The organism is Lysinibacillus sp. FSL K6-0232 (assembly GCF_038008325.1).
GTDB lineage: Bacteria > Bacillota > Bacilli > Bacillales_A > Planococcaceae > Lysinibacillus.
In genome coordinates, this window is record NZ_JBBOYW010000001.1 from 1824581 (window position 1) to 1849882 (window position 25302).

Sequence of the window (25302 nt, forward strand, 5' to 3'; positions counted from 1 at the left end):
AGAGGATGCGCAATCAAATTGAATTTAAAGTATATGGTAAATATGCTTTATTTACAGACCCTGTTACACGTATTGGCGGTGAGAAATTTACCTATCAGATTCCAACATATCAAGCATTAAAGGGAATTACAGAATCTATATATTGGAAGCCAACAATTACTTGGTATATTGATGAAGTACGTGTTATGAATGCGATTCAAACAGAAGTAAAAGGGGTTCGCCCAATAAAGTATCAAGATGATTCCAATGATTTAGCTTACTATACGTATTTAAGAGAGCCAGTATATCATGTACGAGCTCACTTTGAATTCAATGAAAACCGCCCTGATTTAGCATATGATCGAAACGAAGAGAAGCATCATAATATTGCTAAACGCTGTGTAAAACGAGGGGGGCGGCGTGATATTTACTTGGGAACGCGTGAATGTCAAGGTTATGTAGAATATTGCGAGTTTGACAGTGGTAGCGGGTTTTATGATAACTATGGGGAAATTAGCTTTGGACCAATGTTCCATGGCTTTACATACCCTGATGAAAATAGTACGGAAGAGCTTCAAGCTAGAATTTGGAGTCCTACAATGAGAGATGGGAAAGTTCAGTTTGTTCGACCAGAAGATTGTGAAATTATACGTTTGATTAGAAAAGGCTCTGTGAAGCCTTTTGAGGAAAATGTCAACCTTAAAAGTGTCGATGATGAATATGAAGAGATTTTTAAGGAGGTGAATCGATGAACTGGATGCAACAATTAGAACAAGTCTATAGTAATAACGAAAAATATGTTGGGGAATTTGAAGAAAGATACCAACAACGTATTACATTATTACCTGTATCTCATATGATGCAAAACGCACAAATTGAAATTCTTCTTAGTCCAGAAGGTAACTTTATTGAGGCAAAGGTTGTTCATAAAGAGCATGCAAGAACAATAGTCCCCGTTACACTAGCCTCTGCTAATCGAACAAGCGCGAGTGCACCGCATTTCTTACATGATAAGTTAGCTTATGTTGCTGGAGATTATGTAGCATTTGGCGGCAATGAGAAGCGTGCTGCTTATTACAACGATTATATTAATCAAATGCAGCTATGGGTGAATGATAGGCATGTGCCACAGCGTGTACAAGCAATTTATGATTATGTGAAAAAGGGCACAGTAATAGCAGACTTAGTACGAGAAAAAGTATTGCTTGTAGATAATCAAAATAAAATTATGACGAAATGGACAGATAAAGAAAAGCCATTAATTTTTCAAGTAGTGGCTGGTGATGTACTTGATGCCTTTGTTCGTTTTGATGTGCTACATACAACATATGATGAGCCTGCTGTATGGGAAGATAAAAAGCTTTTTGATGCCTATATTGCATTTTTCAATCAACATTATTTAGAAGAACAAGACGTTTGTTATATTACTGGTCGACAAGTAGCTTTAACCTCTCAACATGGCGCACGTATAAGAAATGCAGGAGATATGTCAAAATTAATATCTTCTAATGACAGTGTAGGGTACACATATAGGGGTCGTTTTGCGAAACCAAGTGAAGCTGTTCAAATAGGTTATGAGGTTTCTCAAAAGGCACATCATGCATTACGATGGTTGATGCAAAGGCAGAGCATGTATATAGATTCGCGCTATTTCATCACTTTTGGTATTGAAAATCCTACTATTATTGATCCGTTTGAAAGTTCAATTGGTTTAATTTCATCTAGTACAAATAAAAAATATACCGCTGAAATAGAAGCGGATGCCCTACATCAAGCCATTAAGGGTTACAAAAATCAATTAACGAAAGACAAGGTAAAAAATATTATTGTAATAGCAATGGACGCCGCTACATCAGGACGTTTAGCGATTGTTTATTACCAACAGTTTCATACAGATTTATTTTTAGACAATATAGAGCATTGGCACAACACATGCAAATGGCTTCAGTTTATAAAAGATGAAGAAACAAAGAAGGTATTGCGCATTGAAGGAACGCCCTCTACTTACCGAATTGTAGAGGCTGTTTATGGAAGTAAAGCAGATCCGAGAATTAAAAAACAACTGTATACACGTTTATTGCCATGTATTGTAGAAAAAAAGCCTATACCTATGGATATAATTCGATTGATTTTTAATCGCATTAAAAATCCTGCTAGCTTTAAAAATTTAACAGAATCTTGGGAAGGGGTACTTAATGTTGCCTGTGCATTAGTATTGAAATTACATGAAGGGGAGGGATACACAATGGCATTACAAAAGGACAATGTAACACGTGACTATTTATTCGGTCGCCTATTAGGAGTAGCAGAAGTGATGGAGAAGCGAATTTTAGAAGATCGTGAGAAAGGCAAAAAAGATAAGGATAGAAGATCTACGAATGCAACGCGTTATTTCAATGCATTTATACAAAATCCTGCTCGCACTTGGTTGGTAATACGTCGCCAGCTACAACCTTATTTTATGAGACAAGCAATTGATGTCGAGTATTATGCCATGTTACTCCAACAAATTGAAGATCAAATTACACCTGAGCGAATGAATAATCAACAACTAAGTCCATTATTTATACTTGGCTATAGCAGTCAAATCCAAGATATGTACAAAAAAAAGGAGGATGTATCAAATGACAATATTGAAGAATAAAATTGATTTTGCAGTGGTATTTACAGTAAATAAAGCAAATCCAAATGGCGATCCTTTAAATGGAAACCAGCCAAGACAGGATTTTAACGGTCACGGTGAAGTATCAGATGTTGCCATTAAGCGAAAGTTACGTAATCGCTTACAGGATGAAGAGGAATCTATTCTGGTACAATCGGATGAACGACGAACAGATAATCATCGTAGTATCCGTGATCGAGTAGCTGCAGTGGAAGAGTTAAATAAAATCTTAACAAAAGGGAAGGGAACAAGTGAAGAAGAAGCATCTGCTGAAAAACTTGCTTGTGAACATTGGTATGATGTGCGCGCATTTGGACAAGTATTTGCATTCAAAGGCGATAAGCTGTCCTTAAGCGTTCGGGGTCCTGTATCTATTCATGCTGCAACAAGCATTGAACCAGTAGATATTACAAGCATGCAGATTACAAAAAGCGTAAACTCCATTACCAATACAAAAGATCCAAGTCAAAAAACTTCTGACACAATGGGTATGAAACATCGAGTTGACTTTGGTGTATATGTATTTTATGGCAGCATTAATCCACAATTAGCAGAGCGTACAGGCTTTACATATGAGGATGCACAAAAATTGAAAGAAGCGCTTCGAACCCTGTTTGCAAATGACGCTTCTTCTGCACGTCCAGATGGTAGTATGGAAGTAAATAAATTATTTTGGTGGGAGCACAATTGTAAACTAGGACAATATTCATCTGCTAAGGTACATCGATCCGTGAAAATTGAGCGCATACAAGATAGTGATAAACCTTCGATTAAGGATTACTCAATTAAGGCTGACGACACTGAGTTATCAGGGCTAGTTGCAGAAGAGTATGATGGCTTATAATGAAGAACAATTTTTAATGTTGTCAGGCTTACAACATTTTGTCTTTTGTCGAAGACAATGGGCACTGATTCATATTGAACAAGTATGGGAAGATAATGTGCTTACTGTTGAAGGTAATACTTTACATGAAAAAGCAGATGATCCTTTTGTACGTGAGAAACGTGGGGATACAATCTATGTTCGAGCACTACCTATTCACTCATACACGTTAGGCATCAATGGTATTTGTGATATGGTAGAGTTTACAAAAACAACAAAAGGTATTACTTTAGCCAATGAAGATGGGCAATTTGCGGTGAAGCCGATTGAATATAAGAGGGGAGCGCCAAAAAAGCATGATGCTGATATTGCGCAGCTCGTGGCTCAAGTGCTTTGTCTGGAGGAGATGCTTCAAACAACGATAGATGAAGCTGCACTATACTATCATGAAACAAGACGACGAGAAATAGTGGAAATTACTGAAGAATGGCGTGATAAAGTAACAGCGATGATAAAAGAGATGCATCAATATTATGAACGCAAGTACACACCACGTGTAAAGACAGGAAAGCATTGTAAAAGTTGTTCTTTACAGCATATTTGTTTACCAGAGCTATTAAATAAAGAATCTGTACTTGCCTATATAGATAGGATGACACGAGAATGAAGCGATTATTAAATATAGTTTATGTATCTCAGTCTGATGTATACCTTGCACTAAATGGAAAAAATCTTGTTTTACTAAAAGAAGGAGAAGAGCTTGGAAAAATACCAATACTAAATCTTGAGGGTATTTGTACGTTTGGTCATCAAGGTGCGAGTCCTGCTTTAATGGCTACATGTATGGAACAAAATATAAGTCTAACTTTCTTTTCAAGTAGTGGACGTTTTCGTGGAAGATTGACAGGTGCTATTAATGGCAATGTAACATTACGTAAAAAACAGTATGAAGTATCAATGGACGAGTTAGAAAGTGCAGCAATAGCACGTCATATGATTGTTGGAAAGATTTATAATGCTGAGCAAAATTTGAAGCGTACGATACGTGACCATGCTTTACGTGTAAATACTGAACGTCTAACGCAAGTTGTTGAACGTTTAAAGCAGGCAAGAAAGTTGGCTTTTTCAATAACTAGTTTAGAAGAATTACGCGGTATAGAAGGTAATGCTGCTAGTGCCTATTTTAGTGTTTTTGATGAATGTATTTTACAACAAAAAGAGGACTTTTATTACAAAGGTAGAAGTAGACGCCCTCCTCTGGATCGAGTAAATGCATTGTTATCATTAGCGTATTCTTTGCTTGCCTCTGAAACGGCTGCTGCGCTGGAAGGTGTAGGCTTAGATGCCTATGTAGGATTTTTACATCGAGATCGCCCAGGACGAACATCACTTGCTTTAGATATAATGGAGGAATTGCGCCCTGTTATTGCTGAACGCTTTGTTTTAAAGCTTATTAATCGTAAACAAATACAAGCTAGCGATTTTATTGTGAAAGAAAATGGTGCGGTTTTACTAAAGGATGATGCAAGAAGAAGCTTTTTTAAATTATGGCAAGAGGCTAAACAAGAACAGGTAACACATCCTTATTTAAAAGAAAAAATCCAATGGGGACTAGTCCCACATGTACAAGCCCTGTTGTTAGCCCGTTTTTTACGAGGGGATTTAGATGCATACCCTCCATTTTTAATAAGGTAGGTAGATTTCTATGTTAGTTTTAGTAACTTATGATGTGCAAACAAGCACATCTGGTGGAGCAAAGCGTTTACGTCAAGTTGCCAAAAAATGTGGGGAATATGGCATACGTGTTCAAAATTCTGTGTTCGAGTGTGTTGTTGATGCTACGCAATACAAGCAACTTCAGCTTGCACTTGAAGACATTATTGACCCAGAACGAGATAGTCTTCGATTCTATAACCTAGGCAATAAATATAACTCAAAGGTCATCCATATAGGTGCAAAAGAAACAATAGATGTAGCAGCACCACTTATATTTTAATTACGCGAACCTCTAGTGCCCATAAAAACACTAAGAGGTTCGCGCAAAATTTTAGTACATTCAATGGATTTTAGGATAAACTCTTCCTAAGATTTTTGTAATATGTTTTAATAATATCAATATATAGTTTGTAAAAAGATACTTTTAACTATATATTGCGGTCTTTCTCTGTATAGAGAAAGTGGATTGAAATTTGATATTTACATCGCTTAATACATACTCATAAAGTCTTTCTCTGTATAGAGAAAGTGGATTGAAATGAATCAAAGTTATCCACCTAATAAACAGGGACAGTCTTTCTCTGTATAGAGAAAGTGGATTGAAATCGTGCGCTTATACGCCCCAATCGGTGGTCCATCTGTCTTTCTCTGTATAGAGAAAGTGGATTGAAATAACAAAAAGATGATATTGATGAAGTTATATTGTTGTCTTTCTCTGTATAGAGAAAGTGGATTGAAATCAAAGGTGAAACACGAGGAAGCGCTAAGGTTTATGTCTTTCTCTGTATAGAGAAAGTGGATTGAAATACCTTTATCTAAATCATCTAAAATTTCATCAATGTCTTTCTCTGTATAGAGAAAGTGGATTGAAATACAACCAACTTTTCGTATTACCTAGCCAATCATTGTCTTTCTCTGTATAGAGAAAGTGGATTGAAATACTCATAGCGTCTCCGGTAGCCTTAGAACCATCGTCTTTCTCTGTATAGAGAAAGTGGATTGAAATCGCTTTTTAATGCAGCAATAACACCCGCCATCCCACGTCTTTCTCTGTATAGAGAAAGTGGATTGAAATTTGAACGGGAAAGACATGCCGACAATTGTAATGGTCTTTCTCTGTATAGAGAAAGTGGATTGAAATCCAAGCTTTGAAATTAGTTAAAATTTGATCAGTGTCTTTCTCTGTATAGAGAAAGTGGATTGAAATAAGTTCTTCTAAGCCCTTACCACCATTTGCTTTTAGTCTTTCTCTGTATAGAGAAAGTGGATTGAAATCTTTATTATCGATATGCAAGAACTCTTCTTCTACTGTCTTTCTCTGTATAGAGAAAGTGGATTGAAATAAGACCAGGTACCGCAAGACAATCTGACATGGGGTGCTCGTGTCTTTCTCTGTATAGAGAAAGTGGATTGAAATAGTAGGTTGCTCCGCTTGGTCTAGTAAACTTTGAGTCTTTCTCTGTATAGAGAAAGTGGATTGAAATGAATTAATGAGTGAACAATCGAAAGAAGAAGCGGAACGTCTTTCTCTGTATAGAGAAAGTGGATTGAAATGAATTACCGACATCCATTGTACCTCCGGTAGTATCGTCTTTCTCTGTATAGAGAAAGTGGATTGAAATTTGGTGGTCACATTGAGTTCGTAGAAGAAGAAAGTCTTTCTCTGTATAGAGAAAGTGGATTGAAATGTAACGAAGTCACACCAGCGAGTAACAGGTTTCAGTCTTTCTCTGTATAGAGAAAGTGGATTGAAATATTTTCTGCGTCAATTAAGTTTGCTAAACTCGCGTCTTTCTCTGTATAGAGAAAGTGGATTGAAATACCCCTCACTCCCACTCGAAGTTGCGCTTTATTGTCTTTCTCTGTATAGAGAAAGTGGATTGAAATTTTTAATTGGTCTAATTTCAATGCCATAAACATTGTCTTTCTCTGTATAGAGAAAGTGGATTGAAATAAGAGGAAGGAGATGAGTGATAAATGACGGAAATGTCTTTCTCTGTATAGAGAAAGTGGATTGAAATAAGCAACTTCAAGCAATGGAAGAAGGCGAAAAGTGTCTTTCTCTGTATAGAGAAAGTGGATTGAAATGCCTTTAATACAGCTGCAACTAACGGGTTAGTCGTCTTTCTCTGTATAGAGAAAGTGGATTGAAATAAATACCTTTTGTTTTTTACTTTTCATAGCATCGTCTTTCTCTGTATAGAGAAAGTGGATTGAAATGCTTTCCAAATATGACCGGTTCGAATAGTAGGCGTCGTCTTTCTCTGTATAGAGAAAGTGGATTGAAATTAGTAAGCGACATACAAGATTTCTTAAAAACCAGGTCTTTCTCTGTATAGAGAAAGTGGATTGAAATCAGTGGATCTAGTTTCATATTTTGAGCATTTATTTGTCTTTCTCTGTATAGAGAAAGTGGATTGAAATTCTACTGACATACCGACACGTAATGCCAATCCGTGTCTTTCTCTGTATAGAGAAAGTGGATTGAAATCATATTTTGAGCATTTATTTCGAAGGTTTCTCTTGTCTTTCTCTGTATAGAGAAAGTGGATTGAAATCCTACTAAAAACGGGGTGAATGCGTACGGCTTCAGTCTTTCTCTGTATAGAGAAAGTGGATTGAAATTCTTCGATAGCCTTGGCAATGAATTTGCAATGTTGTCTTTCTCTGTATAGAGAAAGTGGATTGAAATTAGTCGAGTTGGTAGGTCCTGCTCTACCTCGTCGGTCTTTCTCTGTATAGAGAAAGTGGATTGAAATCTCCTCCATAGTTTCCCCCGACTCGGGGAAAGCTGTCTTTCTCTGTATAGAGAAAGTGGATTGAAATGAAGCATATTCCGGCAGAAACGCTCGAACTTATGGTCTTTCTCTGTATAGAGAAAGTGGATTGAAATAAGACGAGCGATTTACCGAAGTTCAAAACTTAAGTCTTTCTCTGTATAGAGAAAGTGGATTGAAATCACAATGTCAATAAGCGGTTGCTCCTCCTCGTTGTCTTTCTCTGTATAGAGAAAGTGGATTGAAATATGCTCGCTCCTTTACTCTTGGAATGCACCGGAGTCTTTCTCTGTATAGAGAAAGTGGATTGAAATCGAAACGTCTTGAGTCGGACTGTTGCCAACTCATGTCTTTCTCTGTATAGAGAAAGTGGATTGAAATACCTTTACGGCAAGCGTAATTGTCGTAAATTAAGTCTTTCTCTGTATAGAGAAAGTGGATTGAAATGTTGCAGCATAAGCTCGATATAAATTACCAAAAGTCTTTCTCTGTATAGAGAAAGTGGATTGAAATTGGAGGTACAACTTTCATACACCAATAGCAAGTTCGTCTTTCTCTGTATAGAGAAAGTGGATTGAAATAAAACAAGTGAAGAGGCTTATTTCAGAACAAAGTCTTTCTCTGTATAGAGAAAGTGGATTGAAATGCGGAATCATGGTTCATAGCACAGGTGCAAATAACGTCTTTCTCTGTATAGAGAAAGTGGATTGAAATAAGTGGGGCACCGCCAAATATTTCTGTTGTTAAGTCTTTCTCTGTATAGAGAAAGTGGATTGAAATCACTCTCTACCTGTAGGCGTTTTTGAAATTTTGTGTCTTTCTCTGTATAGAGAAAGTGGATTGAAATACGGCGTATGGATCATGGAAATGGGGGAGCTTGGTCTTTCTCTGTATAGAGAAAGTGGATTGAAATTAGCGTCAGTGTATTGCAATGCCACACAGTACCGTCTTTCTCTGTATAGAGAAAGTGGATTGAAATCGGTCGGCTCAATTAAAAAACTTGCCTCCGAAGGTAAGGTCTTTCTCTGTATAGAGAAAGTGGATTGAAATGTCAATAAAGAAATGCGAATACGTCCAATTATCCGGTCTTTCTCTGTATAGAGAAAGTGGATTGAAATATGGACGGAGAAGAAAAAATAATCGTTAAGGGAGGTCTTTCTCTGTATAGAGAAAGTGGATTGAAATAGCCATGCAATCGCTCCTTTACAAATACGTACATGTCTTTCTCTGTATAGAGAAAGTGGATTGAAATTAAGAAATCCTCAAACACTCGATGTATGTCATGGTCTTTCTCTGTATAGAGAAAGTGGATTGAAATTACGAAACGCTAGAAGATATCCACGATCAACTTGTCTTTCTCTGTATAGAGAAAGTGGATTGAAATATCACCAAAAACATACAAAACTTTGACGTCGATGTCTTTCTCTGTATAGAGAAAGTGGATTGAAATGCTACATTGGCTACATTGTTGTAAATGTAAGTGGTCTTTCTCTGTATAGAGAAAGTGGATTGAAATGTAAAGCGATCACTTGAATTTTGATAGTAACGGGTCTTTCTCTGTATAGAGAAAGTGGATTGAAATCCCTAGCAGCGAGTCAAGCATATTAGTTAGATACGTCTTTCTCTGTATAGAGAAAGTGGATTGAAATGACTTTCGTATATATAATATAGATTAGGCATATTGTCTTTCTCTGTATAGAGAAAGTGGATTGAAATCTCAACATACTGCGGTAAATGATTGGTCGGTACGCGTCTTTCTCTGTATAGAGAAAGTGGATTGAAATATTAAACAAGTAAGGCTTGAGAGGAGGCGAGTCGTCTTTCTCTGTATAGAGAAAGTGGATTGAAATGTGTCGCCGGCAGAAGTAACAGTAATTAGCGAAAGTCTTTCTCTGTATAGAGAAAGTGGATTGAAATATCTTTAGCAGGTCTTACGGAAGTCGACTCTATCGTCTTTCTCTGTATAGAGAAAGTGGATTGAAATGTCCTCATTATCCGCAAGCTCGCAAAACTGTTTGTCTTTCTCTGTATAGAGAAAGTGGATTGAAATAAGAAAAACTCTGAAATAGAAGTAGCGCCGATGGTCTTTCTCTGTATAGAGAAAGTGGATTGAAATTCAAGTTTACTAATGGGAAACTTTTAGACGAGGGTCTTTCTCTGTATAGAGAAAGTGGATTGAAATACTCCTGCTAAAAACCAAGACTTCCGCAAAGGTGTCGTAAGCCCGTAATCAAATAACGCATATAAATGACCTGGCACCTCCGGTACGATAAACGTATCATTCAAAGGAGGTGCCATTCCTATGCCAACGGACAAATTAACCATTGTTCCCGTCAAACTCGACCCTCTTCCAGTTGAAACTTCTTCGTTCCATTCTAGCCAATACACTACTGAGCCAAGTTGTGTAATTAAAACCGCTACGGCTGAAATTTCCCTCTTTAATGGCGTAGATGAGCGCATTATCCAAACCATTATGAAGGAGCTGAATGGTTGATGAAACAGGATTTTACGAGCGTGCAAAACATCTACATAATATGCGGTAAGACTGATATGCGTAAAGGCATTGACGGTCTCGCAACGCTCATTCAAGATTCTTTCGAATTGGATCCGTATAGTGATTCTATCTTTCTGTTTTCTGGATGGAGCAAGGACCGTTATAAATGTTTGTATTTCGATGGAGATGGCTTCGCTATGCTTTATAAACGATTAGATAATGGAAAATTACAATGGCCAAAAGATGAAAATGAAGTGCGTAACCTTTCGCAACAAGAACTTCGCTGGTTATTAGAAGGATTATCCCTACAACAGCCAAAGGCAATTGCAAAATCTGTAAAAGGTATCTTTTAATCGCAGTATAAAAAATGGTATAATCATCCACAACTTATACTGAACGAAACGTGGTGAATGATTTGGGAAACGCTTCAAATGAAAAAGTAATTCAATTATTGGAAGAACAACTATCCTACACGAAAGAACAAAATAAAAGTTTAAACAAACAAATTGAAGCATTAACTGAACAGGTTCGCCAATTAACAAAAGCTTTATATGGCTCTAAATCAGAGAAATCTAAGTATCAAGCGCCCGATGGACAAGGCTCTTTATTTGAAGACGATCCGTCTTTTAGCGAACCTGAGCAGACAGAAGAAAAAAGCACGGAAACGGTTAGTTATACTGTTACTCGTAAAAAGACAAATAAAAAACGAAATGATTCATTTCGTGAGGATATTGAAGTTGAAGAAATTCATCATCATCCAGCTAACTTAGCTTGTGATTGTTGTCTTGGTGAAATGGTAGAATTCAGTTCAACGATGGTACGTGAAGAAGCTAAATTTATTCCAGCGACGATGAAGCGTGTACAACATTTCGAACATACTTATGAGTGCAAAGCGTGTAAAAAAGATGCCCTACAAAAAGCACAAATCAAACGTGGTAAAGCACCACAAGGTGTTATCCAAAGAAGCATTGCTGGACCCACTGTTTTAGCAAAGCTTATCTACGATAAGTTTATCCAGTACTTGCCACTTTACCGTCAGGTAAATGAATGGGAGAGACATGGCCTACATACCAACGATAAGAATTTATCCAATTGGGTAATACGTGTATCAGAAGATTGGCTTCAGCCGCTTTATGATTTGATGAAGCAACTATTGACGGCGAAATCTGTGCTGCATGTGGATGAAACATATGCACAGATACTTAAACGTTCGGATGGAAAACCGGCTCAATCGAACGCCTATAATTGGGTATGTCGTAGTGTACAAAGTGAAGGTCCTATTATCGTTTTATTTAAGAGCGCACTCTCACGAGGGCGAGCTATATTAGAAAATTTACTTGCGGGATTCAATGGGACTGTGATTTGTGACGGCTATTCGGCTTATGGTCAATTGCCTAATGTTCAGTTCGCGAACTGTTGGGCGCACGTACGACGTTATTGGCTGAAAGCTGATAGTAAAAACGGACGAATAGGCGTTGAATATTGCGATCGTTTATTTTACATCGAACGTAAAATTAAACACCTTTCACCGGAAGAACGTGTACGAGTTCGTCAACAAGAAGCAAAGCCTATCATAGCTGAATTTTTCGATTGGATAGACCGTTCTCCTTTCTTTGGTAAAAACGCGATTGCGAAAGCAGCGGAATATACATTGAGCCGAGCGGATGAGTTAAAAGTCTTTCTTGAAAACGGCCACATCGCAATTGACAATAATCCCGCTGAAAATGCGATTCGCCCAAATGTGATTGGCCGAAAAAACTGGCTTTTCTCTGTGAGCGAAGCAGGTGCCAATGCGAATGCCATCTGTTTAAGTTTGGCTGAAACGGCCAAAGCAAACGGGATTGATTTTTATCAGTACCTGGTGAAGCTGATGACGGAGTTACCAAATTTACCGTTCCATCAACAACCTGAAATTTTACATAATTACATGCCTTGGTCAGATAATATTCAAGCCACATGTGCAAAATAGCCAACTATCCGAAAAAAATCTAGGATAGTTGGCCATTCGTCGTGCGTACCGTAAAGGTGCGCTATTTTTTATATTTCGGGCTTACAAGGTGTCTTTCTCTGTATAGAGAAAGTGGATTGAAATCAATTGGTCGGGCAAAGAGTTCTCAAAGCGTATTGTCTTTCTCTGTATAGAGAAAGTGGATTGAAATTCCATTGCAGGGACGAGCGTTATCGGTATGGAGGTCTTTCTCTGTATAGAGAAAGTGGATTGAAATCCGTCTTTAAAGTTAAGGATCACCGTATAGATACCGTCTTTCTCTGTATAGAGAAAGTGGATTGAAATTTCGTCCATTGGAAGTACGTCGAAGTCGTCCGTGTCTTTCTCTGTATAGAGAAAGTGGATTGAAATTTAATCGTACTTTCATAAGCTGCTCCTCCTTCTAGTCTTTCTCTGTATAGAGAAAGTGGATTGAAATTCAACTTGCTATTTTGGTTGGCAGACGCCGTTGGTCTTTCTCTGTATAGAGAAAGTGGATTGAAATTATGAAGCGGTATAGGTCCTCGTCCTCCCAAAGAGTCTTTCTCTGTATAGAGAAAGTGGATTGAAATGCAAGTAGTGGCTAAAGATTGGGAGAAAATCGACGTCTTTCTCTGTATAGAGAAAGTGGATTGAAATTCCAAGCTTAAAAAATTAGCTTTTTAAGCTTGGTCTTTCTCTGTATAGAGAAAGTGGATTGAAATTGCGGTCGTCGTATAAGTTGATATTGAGTCAAGTCGTCTTTCTCTGTATAGAGAAAGTGGATTGAAATGGCGCTGTCTATTGGGCTGTAGGTGCACAAGCAGTCTTTCTCTGTATAGAGAAAGTGGATTGAAATCATGTAACCGCACGTACAAAGACAGATCGGAGGGTCTTTCTCTGTATAGAGAAAGTGGATTGAAATTTCAAAAAGGCAAGGTCTGTAGGGGAGGGATATAAGTCTTTCTCTGTATAGAGAAAGTGGATTGAAATATAAAAAAAGACTTGTTCAAAATCTGTCGTTAGGTCTTTCTCTGTATAGAGAAAGTGGATTGAAATTTTAGCAGTAACTACAATTTCCTCTGCTTCTTCACGTCTTTCTCTGTATAGAGAAAGTGGATTGAAATTCCAGTTCGAACACTCGGAAAAGATGGAGCCATGTCTTTCTCTGTATAGAGAAAGTGGATTGAAATGTTGATACGATACGTCCTTTTTTATTTGTGCTTTGTCTTTCTCTGTATAGAGAAAGTGGATTGAAATTAGTAATCATTTTGATTTTCCTATCTATGAAAATGTCTTTCTCTGTATAGAGAAAGTGGATTGAAATCTGCAGAACTGGAACAACAAGAAACACAGAATCGGTCTTTCTCTGTATAGAGAAAGTGGATTGAAATCACCTTCAAGGTTTACCATACAAACACCCATTTCAGTCTTTCTCTGTATAGAGAAAGTGGATTGAAATATAAACGTTCAACTGTTGGCCATGCATCGCATAACGTCTTTCTCTGTATAGAGAAAGTGGATTGAAATATTGTGGATGATGTTGATTATACAGCTCGCTTAGTCTTTCTCTGTATAGAGAAAGTGGATTGAAATTACGTATTAAGTCGATAAATTGTAAGGCTCGAATAGTCTTTCTCTGTATAGAGAAAGTGGATTGAAATCCATGAAGTTTTAAAAGATACCGATAGCCGAGGGTCTTTCTCTGTATAGAGAAAGTGGATTGAAATCTTTTTATGTATTTTATTTTTTAAGGGGGTTAAGTCTTTCTCTGTATAGAGAAAGTGGATTGAAATTCTACGTTTTGTATCAGTCCATCTTTCACCATCAACGTCTTTCTCTGTATAGAGAAAGTGGATTGAAATTCATTTCAGTTTTTGTGTAAGAAGAACATAAAGGTCTTTCTCTGTATAGAGAAAGTGGATTGAAATTCCAAATGATGAAGGAGGAGAAAGTAAATCGCCGTCTTTCTCTGTATAGAGAAAGTGGATTGAAATGGTCCATCAATGACAGCAACCGAAAAAGCGATTAGTCTTTCTCTGTATAGAGAAAGTGGATTGAAATGCCAATCCTCGTACAGCTCTTTCCAGCCATTGAGGTCTTTCTCTGTATAGAGAAAGTGGATTGAAATAGCAATTGGTGCGTTAAATGATATAGGTATTTCAGTCTTTCTCTGTATAGAGAAAGTGGATTGAAATAACTTACCAATATGGCACTCCTAAAGAAGTTATGGTCTTTCTCTGTATAGAGAAAGTGGATTGAAATAACCATCATTTCGGGCTTAATGTGGGTCTGAAAGTCTTTCTCTGTATAGAGAAAGTGGATTGAAATTGTTAAGGCGTAGTCTTTTAAAGCTTTGACCCAGTCTTTCTCTGTATAGAGAAAGTGGATTGAAATACCTACCCATGCAAGTGTAGGAGCTGAAACCACGTCTTTCTCTGTATAGAGAAAGTGGATTGAAATATTGAAGGGCCTAAAATTAAGCCTGGTAAACGAGGTCTTTCTCTGTATAGAGAAAGTGGATTGAAATCCCTCCGACACGTTATGTATAACGCTGTTTTATGTCTTTCTCTGTATAGAGAAAGTGGATTGAAATCTCGAGGAGGTGCCGTTTGCTTCACTACTTGATTAGGTCTTTCTCTGTATAGAGAAAGTGGATTGAAATCTTCGTTCTTACGATCAACGCATTCAATAGGTCATCGTCTTTCTCTGTATAGAGAAAGTGGATTGAAATCTGCTTGTACTAATTGTGTTGTGTCAAAAAAAATGTCTTTCTCTGTATAGAGAAAGTGGATTGAAATCGCCACTTTATACCAATCTGTGTAATCTAGCATTGTCTTTCTCTGTATAGAGAAAGTGGATTGAAATATTAAAATATGTTTGCGAATCCATCGATAATTTTGTCTTTCTCTGTATAGAGAAAGTGGATTGAAATTTAGCTTACGTGTGTACATAGCAACCTCTGTAGGTCTTTCTCTGTATAGAGAAAGTGGATTGAAATTGGAATTAAAGTTTACTATAGTAAAGTAAATAGTAGTCTTTCTCTGTATAGAGAAAGTGGATTGAAATTCCAACCTGTAGACGCATTAATATCCCTCCAAACGTCTTTCTCTGTATAGAGAGAATGGATTGAAATCTTTATAACACGGGCAGGTATGTATATTGGGAGTTTCTCTCTGTATAGAGAAAGTGGATTGAAATGTATTAGTATTGGCTTGAGCATATGAGAATACGGTCTTTCCCTAGATAAAAACCATTGTAAATCCTATATTCGACTTTTCTGAAGCCTTACGCTGAAACAGGGAAAGATCGTGTGAATGTATTTTTAGTAATAACTAAATGAACGCTCTAGCTTACCATCAGGACTAAAAATGGTTCGGTAGGATGCGGTAGGTAGTAGGCGCTCGCAAAAGAGCTGCGCCGTATCCTCAACTGCCATTCCCCGCACTGCCCCGTATAAGCTGCTTTATAAGAAAACCTCCTCCGCAAGCAAACCTCCTCCGCAAGCAAACCTCCTCTAGCCATTTCTTTAAATCATCTTAATACTGCCTTTACATTTATTTTGTATGATACGAGAGATTACGTTATTTTAGTTGGAGGTTTACGATGAAATTTAAAAATTTAGCCGCATTCACAGCAGGAATGACCATTGCACTCACGAGCTTTCACACACCGTCAAGGGCTGAAGCATTGTTAAATATGGATGTTACGTCCCGCTATGATTCAGGTGTACAAAATGAGGATGGCGGTGCGACAGAGATTGTTGCTTATAATGCTGACAATCAAAAATACTATGTTATTAATGGTACAACGAAGCAAATTGAGGTAGTATCTTTCCCAAATAGCACAGCATACAGTGCCTTAAAGGCTGACAAAAGCATTAATCTTGAGGAAGGGCTGAAAAAAATGAACCCTGCCTTTACATATGGTGATGTAACAAGCATTAGCATCAACACAGAGCTTAAGACAATTGTAGCAGCAGTACAAGCTGCAGGTACAAACGACAATGGCTTAGCCGTATTTTTAACTTATGACGGTACGATTCAGCATGTCGTCGAAGCAGGTAAGCAGCCAGATATGATTACCTTTACATCTGATGGCAAAAAAGCGCTTGTCGCAAACGAGGGTGAGCCGCGTGAAGGCTATAACAATGCCATTGATCCAGAAGGAAGTATAACGGTCATTGATTTAGCAGATGGTGTCACAAATGCGACAGCCCAAACCGTAACATTTAAGGCGCTAGATGAGCAACGTGAGAAATTAGTAGCACAAGGGGTAATCATTAAGAAAAATACCCTTCCTTCCGTTGATTTTGAGCCAGAATATATTGCGGTCGATCAAGCAAGCGATAAAGCATATGTCACATTGCAGGAAGCAAATGCCATTGCGATATTTGATTTAACCACAAACGAATGGCTTGATGTAAAATCGCTTGGGGTAAAGGATCATAGCTTAGCTAAAAATGCACTAGATTTTAGAAAAGATAAGAAAATCGCTATTCAGCCTGAACATATATTTGGGCTTTATATGCCAGATGGAATTGCTAGCTATGAGGTAAATGGTCAAACGTATTTAGTAACCGCCAATGAAGGCGATTCACGTGATTGGGACGGCTATCTTAACGAAATTGAAACGGAATTAGATGGCAATGAAGTCGTTTTAGTTGACGCATCTGATTATGATGGTCTAGATACAACGAAAGCCTATAGCTTTGGTGCGCGTTCGTTTTCCATTTATGAGGCAGATACAATGAAGCAAGTATACGATAGCGGCAGTGATTTTGAAAAAATAACAGCAGAAGCTTTCCCGGAATATTTCAATGCCTCCAACAATAATACAAAGCTGGATAATCGCAGTGGCAAAAAGGGACCTGAGCCAGAGGATGTAAAGATTGGACAAATTGGCGACCGCTTCTATGCCTTTGTTGGGCTTGAACGTATCGGTGGCATAATGATGTATGATATTACAAACCCACATGCTCCAACATTTGTGCAATATGTCAATAAGCGTGATTTTAGTGAGGATATAAAGGGCGATGTATCACCAGAGGGGCTAGCATTTATTGCGGCAGAAAAAAGTCCAACAGGCTTGCCAACTTTACTGGCTGCACATGAAGTAAGCGGAACAGTAGCAACCTATACAATTGGTGTGCCAGTAACATTTACTGATATTCAAGGTCACTGGGCACAAGCAGCTATTGAGCAGGTAGCAAGAGCGGGGATGTTCAATGGTGTGACAAAGGAGCAATTTGCGCCAAACAAGCCAATAACAAAAGCCCAATTTATTACAGCTCTCAGTCGCACACAAGAGCTAGCACCATCTGCACAAGCACCGTTTACAGATGTAAAGGCAACACACTATTTTGCAGCTGCTGTTGCATGGGCATACAATAATAGATTGGTTGATACAACAAGCAAGCAATTCAAGCCAAGCAATGCCATTACACGTGAGGAAGCAGCACAAATACTCTATCGCTACCTACAGCATACAGGCTATGAATTGTCACAACAGCAAGCACAGCAAACTTATGCAGATGATCCAGCTATCTCACCAGCAGCAAAAGAAGCGATCTATGCATTACAGCAAGCTGGCATTATGACAGGCAATCAGCAGCAATTCAACCCACAAGCCACTTTAACAAGAGCGGAAGTAGCCAACATTTTACACATCCTATTTTCATAATGGATACATTCGTAAGCCCTGAAGTATTTTCGGGGCTTTTTACTATTTGGTAGGAAGCATTCAATAAATTTTTTATGTAGCTTGGAACTTAATGCAAATTGATGCAGTCTAATACTATAAAGTTTATGGTTTATCGATATAAACTTATTGATAAACAATAAATAGGTTGTCGATATTGAATGCTATCGTTTTGCACTAGATGAATAATGATAGCCGTACGATGAAAAGGAACTTTGAGGTGAAGCAATTTGGCAAATAGGATTGAACGTAACAGAATGCTAGCAGTATTGGGGAAGGCTCGTATCACAATGACGAGGGCGACAGCTATTAGAAGGTGGGGAATAAAATATGAAGCATAAGTTAAAGCAATTGCTCTATTTTGGGCGAGAGCAAGCATTATCCTGTCTTTTTCCAGTCGTTATTTTTGCGTCATTAGCCTTAACAAAATTTATTCCACTACCATTTCTTGCAAGATACGATTGGCTCCTTATGATATGCATTGTAATGCAATGGTGGATGGTGCGCTCTGGTCTTGAAACAAAGGATGAGCTCAAGGTAATTACATTATTTCATTTAATTGGGCTAGCTCTTGAAATTTTTAAAGTGCATATGGGCTCATGGGCATATCCAGAACACGGCTTTTTCAAAGTTTTCGGTGTACCACTCTACAGCGGCTTTATGTATGCTAGTGTCGCCAGCTATTTATGCCAAGCATGGCGTCGCTTACATGTCGAGCTTGTTAACTGGCCGCCATATTTTGCAGTTATGCCGCTTGCCTCAGCGATTTATCTAAACTTTTTCTGGCATCATTTTTGGCTGGATTTACGCTGGTGGCTAGGATTATGCGTTATTATCGTATTTTGGCGTGCCTCTGTTCGCTATAAAGTAAATGGTATTACCTATCGTATGCCGATTGTGCTTAGCTTCGCCTTGATTGGCTTCTTCATTTGGGTTGCAGAAAACATCGCCACCTTCTTTGGTGCATGGCAATATCCAAACCAAACACATACATGGAGCCTAGTGCATTTAGGAAAAATCAGCTCTTGGCTGCTCCTAGTCATTGTAAGCTTTTTAATTGTAGCAGAGCTGAAGAGAGTAAAGGGCCGAGAGGGAAATTACGTCCGTTAATCAACAAAGAGCCTACCTAATTCAGGTAGGTTCTTTGGTAGTTTGACTATACATAACCTATCGTAATTTGATAAGGATAGTATGCTTTATGTTGCTTTAGGAAAATTTATATTCCACTTAGTTAATAGAAAACAAGCATTATAATGTTATATAGATATATCACAAGAATACACAGAAACACAACGACTACAGATAACCCTAAAAGAAGCGGATAATAAAACAGCGTTGTCCAGTCCATTCAGGACGTGAAATCAAATTCAGGATCATCGAAAAACCTATACCGATCGTTATTTACTCTGGCATTAAACATAAAATTAAGTCCAAAACCAAAGAACAAAACAACAAGTAAAACACAAGCACTAATCATCCAAGCATTAATCATTTCTACTCCTCCCTTGTATAAAAGTCATCAAATCACTAATCCTAACGAATATAATCAGCTATTGTGATCATTGCTACTACAGAAAAGACTATTCCGATCATCATAACTGTCTTTAGAAGCACATCATAAAATTCATACTTATCCAATTTTCATCCCCACAATCTGTATACAAAAAGACAACCTCTATAAATATTTTAGAAGTTGTCCTTCAAGGATTAACTCGATATTAGTAAATACTATAAATCAATTTATGCTGACTCATTTTTAATTGTAGGTACGAATTCCTGATAGATAGATCAAGCCATTCTCGTAATTAAAGTATACAGAGAACGTCTTACCATCATAAACTTCACCAGTATCAATTGCCCAATTGATTGCTTCTACAAAAGTTTCATATGTTGCTTCAACTACTTCAGCTTTAGAACGCAACATAGCCTCAAATTCTTCAGGAGAAGAATAGTATGATGAGTTCGATTCGATTGTGAATGATGAAGTAAAACCGTGTTTGTTTTCTTCTATAATTCCTTTAACAATTTCAGCATTTTTCTTCTCGTGCTCTCCTGCTACATAGCCTTTTGGACGTGGAATTTTAGTCTTTATATCATCTCGACTCCAATCACTGTACTTAATCGGACTATCACTTGTTGGACTGGATGGTTCTGGCTTCGGTGTTGGCGTTGGCTTTGGATCAGGTTTTGGCGTTGGCGTAGGAATCGGCTCCGCTACAAAATCATTATCCAGGTTCATCGCTCGGTGCATAAACAGTACGTAATGAACGCGAGTTAGCGAATTATCCAACTTAAATGTGTAATCTTCATAGCCTGTCGTTACTCCGTTGGAGTAAAGGGCCTTTACATATTCCTCATACTCTGAACCTTTTACATCCTGGAATACGTAATCTGCCTTCACTTCAAGGTTAAAGGCCACGGCAAGGATCTTCGCCATTTCGCCACGCTTCAGCTCTACCTTCGGATTGATATTGCCCTTTGCGTCTGTTTTTAGTAGTCCCGCTTCGATCAACATCTTAATATCGTCATAGTAAGGACTTGAAGTGCTTAAATCCTTTGGTTGTTTGAATTCTACTTTCTTGTCGAGCGTTAAATCATTAATCGTTAATGCACGGCTCACAAGAGCCGCCGCGTGTTCACGACTGATCGTTGTGTTAGGACGGAAAGTGCCGTCCTCATAGCCACGAATAATACCGGCATCTCGCATTTCATGAATCATCTGATAATAAGGATTGCTAATCTTAACGTCTTTGAAGGCATCCGTAGCAATAACCACAGCTCCTTTAGATTGAGCAGCTTGAGCATGTTCTGCAGGAACCTGAGCTGTCATTACTGGAATAGCTACAGCAGCAGCCAGGACCGTTAAATATAGATTTCGTTTTTTAATTTTTTTCATCATAATTCCTCCCCATCACTATTTTTTATCGTCATAGTGGTCTTTTAATTAATTTACATTCTACACAGCTCTTGACAATCAGACAATTTAAATCCATCCACTCAGTTAATGTAAAACGATAAAGTAAAGGAATATTTCGGGGAGGCTCTTAAAAATTTATATTCCACTTAGTTAATGTAAAACTTTAAAGTGTGATTACTACCATTAAAATTTATATAATTTATATTCCACTTAGTTAATGTAAAACCCACCTTTATCATAATCAAAAACCCTTATTTTTCAATACTTGATCAACTTGTAACTCGTCATCTTTTGGGATGGTTTGCAGTGAATCGGGAGTTTGGTAATGGCGTTTTTACACCAATAGGCCTTACAGCTAGTGGTGGTATGCTTTGGAGGCATTGTGTGCTGTTAAATGATTCACTGCAATTTTGTTATCATACATAGTCGTGTTGTAGTTTTCTACCTACTTATGTGTACAAAAAACAAACCGTTATTTAGAGATTTATTAAAAATAGCAAATAATTTTGTTCCGAAGAGGAATGTAATGAAGTTTTAGATAAAAGTAAATAAAGTTAAAGAGCCTTCCTATACATCAAATGGTAGGAAGGCTCTTCTTTTACATGTTAAAAATTAAAATAGTTTGTGATTAAACATTCCACATAGTTAATAAAAAAAGATAATTTTCAAATCAATTAAAATTTACTTGGAAATATACATTTACATTCCACATAGTTAAGGTGAACAGTATTTTTCTATCTTATCAAAGTGAATAAAGAAAATAAATAAAAATAAAATATAATTTCTATAAGTTATAAAAGTATAACCAGTATAATTACATGTTAATTTAATTTTAAGAAAATTATTGACTAAGAATAAAATATTTATTACTATAGAGGTAAGCTTTTTAAGAAATTATCTACATTATTAACTTCAACTAAGCTTACATTTGATAGTAGGAGGTGAAACCATGAAATTACAAATTATCTTCGAAACTAAAAAAATCCCAAGGCACTATAATTTTTTAGGTGTCAGTGTTGTTAAAGCTGGTTTAACTGCTGCTAATTCGGAATTAAAAGAAAGTCTATATCACTTGGATGATAAACGAGCGAATAAGGCGATGCGTCCTTTTACAGGGGCAATTTATTTGAATGGTTACACGCTAGAAAATGATGAGTTTTTGATTCATCAAGATATCCGAATGACAATTTCCTCTCCTGATATTGGATTTATGCTCAACCTTTACAACGGCTTGCTTGAACAAGAACAAATCCAATACAAGACCTATACATTAATGATTAAAGACATTAAGTTTTTACCCGAAAAATTACCAACAAAATCCCAAGCTTTGTTTAAAACGAATAGCGCGATTGTTGTGAAGAATCGCAACAATCGATACTTAAATATTGGTGATTCGAACTATGAGAAAGAATTAAATTATGCAGCAAATGAATGCTTGAAATCTATAGCTGGACGACCATTATATCAATCGCTTGTATTTACGCCTGTAGCGATGAAGAAGAAAGTAGTACAGCTAAAGCATGAAAAATTTAAAAATTTAAATGCAAAAGGCTTACTCTATTTAAATGCATTTGAAGGAACATTTGTATTAGGTGGGCATCCTGAGGATTTAGCAATTCTAGCACAAGCAGGTTTGGGCTTTAGAAGATCACAAATGCTTGGCTGTATCGAGATGATAAATGAATAGGAGGTGAGAAAATGATTGAATTGCAATTGGAGGAAACGATTTACAATGCTAGTATACTTGGGCTTTGTCGTATTTTGGAATATGCAAATTTGGATTACGAAAAAGATGGTCAAACCATTCGCTTTCCAGAAAGTTATTTGGAAAACTTTCACGAACACTATTTTGCCTACTTAGCGAATGAGTATGGACATGAAACAAACTACTATCGAATGACGAATGGTGTTATAAGCGATTTTTTGCAAAAGGCAAGGAAAGATATTGTAGATGCTAAAAATTTAACGCGTTTAAATGACCATATTGACAAAGTAAAGTATTGGTTATCATCCAATAGCTATAAAAATGTGTATCCATTTTTATCTGCCATTCCTTTTGATTTTTTAGAAGCAGGGAAGAGTTTGAAAAAGGTGACACACAAAAAAAGTGAGACACTTGAGCAAATACAGCCACAAATTGTCAAGGCTGTAGATGCATTATTAGAAATTATGAAGCATTTAAAGCATGCGGATGCGAAACGCTATATTGTACCGCGCGTTCTTTCGTATCAAATTATTCAAAGTTTTTGGTCAAATGTTTCATTTTTGAATAGTACAGCGAGCAAAAAGGATTTATATGAGGAATATTTTAACTATTTCATCCAGCCCGCAAAAGATTTTTTAGCTGCGAAAGAGGATGTTAAAAAATATGAAAAGAACAAGCTGACATGTGCGTGTTGTGATCATAAAATGAAATCAGTTTCAAAGGCATTTGATTTGACATGGGTACAAAATTTAGGTGTCGATGGTGCAAGGAAATCTTCGCATTACTGGAATCACCAGCGTAATTTGTTTATCTGCCCAATCTGTAATATTGTGTACAGTTGCTTACCATTAGGGTTTACATTGAAAAATGGAGTAGGGCTATTTATTAACAGCAATCAATCCATTGAGAAATTAATAGCTTATAATAAGATTCAGCTGCGAGATGCTAAAGGAGAAGAATATTCGCGAGATAAGCTTGAGGCAATGGCCTATTCAAAGATTGTTGATGAAATGTACCAACATGTTGAAAATAAGAAAAACTTTGAAATCGACAATATTCAAATTGTTAAGTACGACCGAAATCATGCCACAAGACCATACACATTTAATATGTTATCACGTGAAAAAGCACAACAGCTTTATGATAGACGAAAAGATTTTCACTATTTAACGGGGAAATTTGCACAAGAGAGAGGCGAATATATCAGTCTGTATCAAGAAGTTCTTCGACGATTTTATAATGGACAAAGCTTGCATGATTTATTGTACTGTCTGCTTCGATTGAAAGTAGAAAAAGAGTATCAAGATATTTTTTCTATCTATAGAATTTTGAAAATTTCGAATTCAGGAGGGAAGCATAAGATGTCAGACCAAGAATTAAGAAACATTCGTATTAGTGGCTATAAGCTAAGAGAATTGTATAGGGGACAAGAACCAAAATTAAATGCGATTTCACACCGCTTGTTAAATGCTTTAAAAGTGAAAAATCCAAATAAATTTATGGAAACGATTGTACAAGCCTATAGCTATAAACGCCATGAAAAATTAGGTATACCGCTATTTTTTACAAAAGCATTAAATAATCCAGAAAAGTTTCAAACGATTGGCTATGCATTTTTAATTGGATTAAACGGGGCAGAATTTGAGCAAAAGGATAAAGTGAAGGAGGAGAAAGAAAATGAATAAAAAGGGACTAACAATTAGCATTATATTCGAAGCGGAAAGTGCGAACTATGGGGAAGGTGTAGGGAATGTGGCTTCGTTGAAAAAGATTTCGCGCGGAGATCATGAAGTTTACACGTACATTTCTCGACAAGCATTGCGCTATAACATTGTTGATCAAATGGGCGTGAATAATACGCCATTAGGAGTGGATGGCTCAGTTATTCAATTTCACCCAGAGGCAACAATTGTAGACTATCCAGAAATTGATTTATTTGGCTATATGAAAACAGTAAAGCCGACGAAAACACGTGCTGCAGTTGCACGTTTATCGAATGCAGTTGCGCTTGAAAGCTATAATACAGATTTAGAGTTTTTAACAAATAAAGGATTATTTGATCGCCATCAAAGTGCCACTACAGGGGAGGAATTAAGAGGAGGCAATATTGCACAAAGTGAAATTCATAAATCCTTCTATGCTTATACATTGACAATTGATTTAGATAAAGTGGGAATTGATGCGAACGATAACATTGAAATTCCATTGGAAGAACGAGCAAATCGCGTAATTTCATTGCTCCGTACATTGAAGTTCCTATATCGAGATATTAAAGGGCGTCGTGAAAACTTAGCACCGATTTTTGCGATTGGTGGCGTCTACGATTTGAAAAATCCATTCTTTGAAAATCGCTTAAAACTTCAGAATAATAGGCTTGCGGTATCGACGGTTGAAGGGATTTTAGCATTGGATGCTCATATTCAAGAAAATACACATGTTGGCTTAGTGAAAGGATTATTGGCGAACGACGATGAAATTGAGCATAATTTACAGGCAAAGCTAATGGCAGATTTTTTCGCACAGCTTGAGCAAGCAGTTGCAGACTATTATAAGTAGGTGAACA

15 protein-coding genes and 2 CRISPR repeat arrays are annotated in these 25302 nt (G+C 37.1%); of the genes, 14 read left to right on the forward strand and 1 reads right to left on the reverse strand.

Annotated features, from left to right (window positions below):
• Positions 1–5 precede the first annotated feature (5 nt).
• The 11 genes from cas5c to MHB42_RS08925 all read left to right on the forward strand — a co-directional run bounded on the left by cas5c (position 6) and on the right by MHB42_RS08925 (position 19227).
• Complete coding sequence (gene cas5c, locus MHB42_RS08875; protein ID WP_340805565.1) at positions 6–731, forward strand: type I-C CRISPR-associated protein Cas5c; 726 nt, start codon at positions 6–8, stop codon at positions 729–731.
• Positions 728–2623: a type I-C CRISPR-associated protein Cas8c/Csd1 gene (cas8c, locus tag MHB42_RS08880; protein WP_340805566.1), complete on the forward strand. Its 1896-nt coding sequence runs from the start codon at positions 728–730 to the stop codon at positions 2621–2623. The genes cas5c and cas8c overlap by 4 nt, the downstream gene beginning before the upstream one ends.
• Complete coding sequence (gene cas7c / locus MHB42_RS08885) at positions 2604–3485, forward strand: type I-C CRISPR-associated protein Cas7/Csd2 (protein WP_340805567.1); 882 nt, start codon at positions 2604–2606, stop codon at positions 3483–3485. Before cas8c ends, cas7c begins: the two co-directional genes overlap by 20 nt.
• Positions 3472–4131 carry a CRISPR-associated protein Cas4 gene (cas4, locus tag MHB42_RS08890; protein ID WP_340805568.1) on the forward strand — a complete coding sequence of 220 codons (660 nt, stop codon included), beginning with the start codon at positions 3472–3474 and terminating at the stop codon, positions 4129–4131. The genes cas7c and cas4 overlap by 14 nt, the downstream gene beginning before the upstream one ends.
• Entirely contained in the window at positions 4128–5159 is a 1032-nt protein-coding gene (cas1c, locus tag MHB42_RS08895; protein WP_340805569.1) for a type I-C CRISPR-associated endonuclease Cas1c, read from the forward strand. Before cas4 ends, cas1c begins: the two co-directional genes overlap by 4 nt.
• 10 nt (positions 5160–5169) lie before the next feature.
• On the forward strand, positions 5170–5460 hold the full coding sequence (gene cas2 / locus MHB42_RS08900) for a CRISPR-associated endonuclease Cas2 (RefSeq protein ID WP_340805570.1): 291 nt from the start codon (positions 5170–5172) through the stop codon (positions 5458–5460).
• A gap of 160 nt (positions 5461–5620) precedes the next feature.
• A CRISPR array of direct repeats spans positions 5621–10139; the repeat unit is 33 nt; unit sequence GTCTTTCTCTGTATAGAGAAAGTGGATTGAAAT.
• Between the two features lie 120 nt (positions 10140–10259).
• Positions 10260–10451: a hypothetical protein gene (locus MHB42_RS08905; protein ID WP_340805401.1), complete on the forward strand. Its 192-nt coding sequence runs from the start codon at positions 10260–10262 to the stop codon at positions 10449–10451.
• On the forward strand, positions 10451–10804 hold the full coding sequence (tnpB, locus tag MHB42_RS08910) for an IS66 family insertion sequence element accessory protein TnpB (protein ID WP_340808560.1): 354 nt from the start codon (positions 10451–10453) through the stop codon (positions 10802–10804). Before MHB42_RS08905 ends, tnpB begins: the two co-directional genes overlap by 1 nt.
• 53 nt (positions 10805–10857) lie before the next feature.
• Positions 10858–12420, forward strand: a complete 1563-nt coding sequence (gene tnpC, locus MHB42_RS08915) for an IS66 family transposase (RefSeq protein ID WP_340805400.1) — start codon at positions 10858–10860, stop codon at positions 12418–12420.
• A gap of 90 nt (positions 12421–12510) precedes the next feature.
• Positions 12511–15618: direct repeats of the CRISPR family, unit length 33 nt; unit sequence GTCTTTCTCTGTATAGAGAAAGTGGATTGAAAT.
• A gap of 405 nt (positions 15619–16023) precedes the next feature.
• Positions 16024–18099 carry a choice-of-anchor I family protein gene (locus tag MHB42_RS08920; RefSeq protein WP_340805571.1) on the forward strand — a complete coding sequence of 692 codons (2076 nt, stop codon included), beginning with the start codon at positions 16024–16026 and terminating at the stop codon, positions 18097–18099.
• A 348-nt stretch (positions 18100–18447) separates the two neighbouring features.
• Positions 18448–19227, forward strand: coding sequence for a DUF817 domain-containing protein (locus tag MHB42_RS08925; protein WP_340805572.1), 780 nt, complete (start codon positions 18448–18450; stop codon positions 19225–19227).
• Positions 19228–19873: 646 nt separating this feature from the next.
• Here MHB42_RS08925 and MHB42_RS08930 read toward each other — a convergent pair.
• Positions 19874–21016, reverse strand: coding sequence for an S-layer homology domain-containing protein (locus tag MHB42_RS08930; protein ID WP_340805573.1), 1143 nt, complete (start codon positions 21014–21016; stop codon positions 19874–19876).
• Positions 21017–21983: 967 nt separating this feature from the next.
• Between MHB42_RS08930 and cas6 the strand changes: the two genes are divergently transcribed.
• The 3 genes from cas6 to cas7i are packed head-to-tail and all read left to right on the forward strand — an operon-like array spanning position 21984 to position 25295.
• Positions 21984–22721, forward strand: coding sequence for a CRISPR-associated endoribonuclease Cas6 (gene cas6, locus MHB42_RS08935; protein ID WP_340805574.1), 738 nt, complete (start codon positions 21984–21986; stop codon positions 22719–22721).
• 11 nt (positions 22722–22732) lie between these two features.
• A complete protein-coding gene (locus MHB42_RS08940; RefSeq protein ID WP_340805575.1) occupies positions 22733–24424 on the forward strand; it encodes a Cas8a1 family CRISPR/Cas system-associated protein in 1692 nt (563 codons plus the stop codon).
• Positions 24417–25295 (forward strand): type I-B CRISPR-associated protein Cas7/Cst2/DevR, encoded by an 879-nt coding sequence (gene cas7i, locus MHB42_RS08945; protein ID WP_340805576.1) that lies wholly within the window; start codon positions 24417–24419, stop codon positions 25293–25295. The genes MHB42_RS08940 and cas7i overlap by 8 nt, the downstream gene beginning before the upstream one ends.
• Positions 25296–25302: the final 7 nt, after the last annotated feature.

Bases quoted from the DNA above. Each gene is read 5' to 3' on its own strand.
- cas5c (WP_340805565.1), top strand. From the start codon at position 6: ATGCGCAATCAAATTGAATTTAAAGTATATGGTAAATATGCTTTATTT.
- cas8c (WP_340805566.1), top strand. From the start codon at position 728: ATGAACTGGATGCAACAATTAGAACAAGTCTATAGTAATAACGAAAAA.
- cas7c (WP_340805567.1), top strand. From the start codon at position 2,604: ATGACAATATTGAAGAATAAAATTGATTTTGCAGTGGTATTTACAGTA.
- cas4 (WP_340805568.1), top strand. From the start codon at position 3,472: ATGATGGCTTATAATGAAGAACAATTTTTAATGTTGTCAGGCTTACAA.
- cas1c (WP_340805569.1), top strand. From the start codon at position 4,128: ATGAAGCGATTATTAAATATAGTTTATGTATCTCAGTCTGATGTATAC.
- cas2 (WP_340805570.1), top strand. From the start codon at position 5,170: ATGTTAGTTTTAGTAACTTATGATGTGCAAACAAGCACATCTGGTGGA.
- MHB42_RS08905 (WP_340805401.1), top strand. From the start codon at position 10,260: ATGCCAACGGACAAATTAACCATTGTTCCCGTCAAACTCGACCCTCTT.
- tnpB (WP_340808560.1), top strand. From the start codon at position 10,451: ATGAAACAGGATTTTACGAGCGTGCAAAACATCTACATAATATGCGGT.
- MHB42_RS08920 (WP_340805571.1), top strand. From the start codon at position 16,024: ATGAAATTTAAAAATTTAGCCGCATTCACAGCAGGAATGACCATTGCA.
- MHB42_RS08925 (WP_340805572.1), top strand. From the start codon at position 18,448: ATGAAGCATAAGTTAAAGCAATTGCTCTATTTTGGGCGAGAGCAAGCA.
- MHB42_RS08930 (WP_340805573.1), bottom strand. From the start codon at position 21,016: ATGATGAAAAAAATTAAAAAACGAAATCTATATTTAACGGTCCTGGCT.
- cas6 (WP_340805574.1), top strand. From the start codon at position 21,984: ATGAAATTACAAATTATCTTCGAAACTAAAAAAATCCCAAGGCACTAT.
- MHB42_RS08940 (WP_340805575.1), top strand. From the start codon at position 22,733: ATGATTGAATTGCAATTGGAGGAAACGATTTACAATGCTAGTATACTT.
- cas7i (WP_340805576.1), top strand. From the start codon at position 24,417: ATGAATAAAAAGGGACTAACAATTAGCATTATATTCGAAGCGGAAAGT.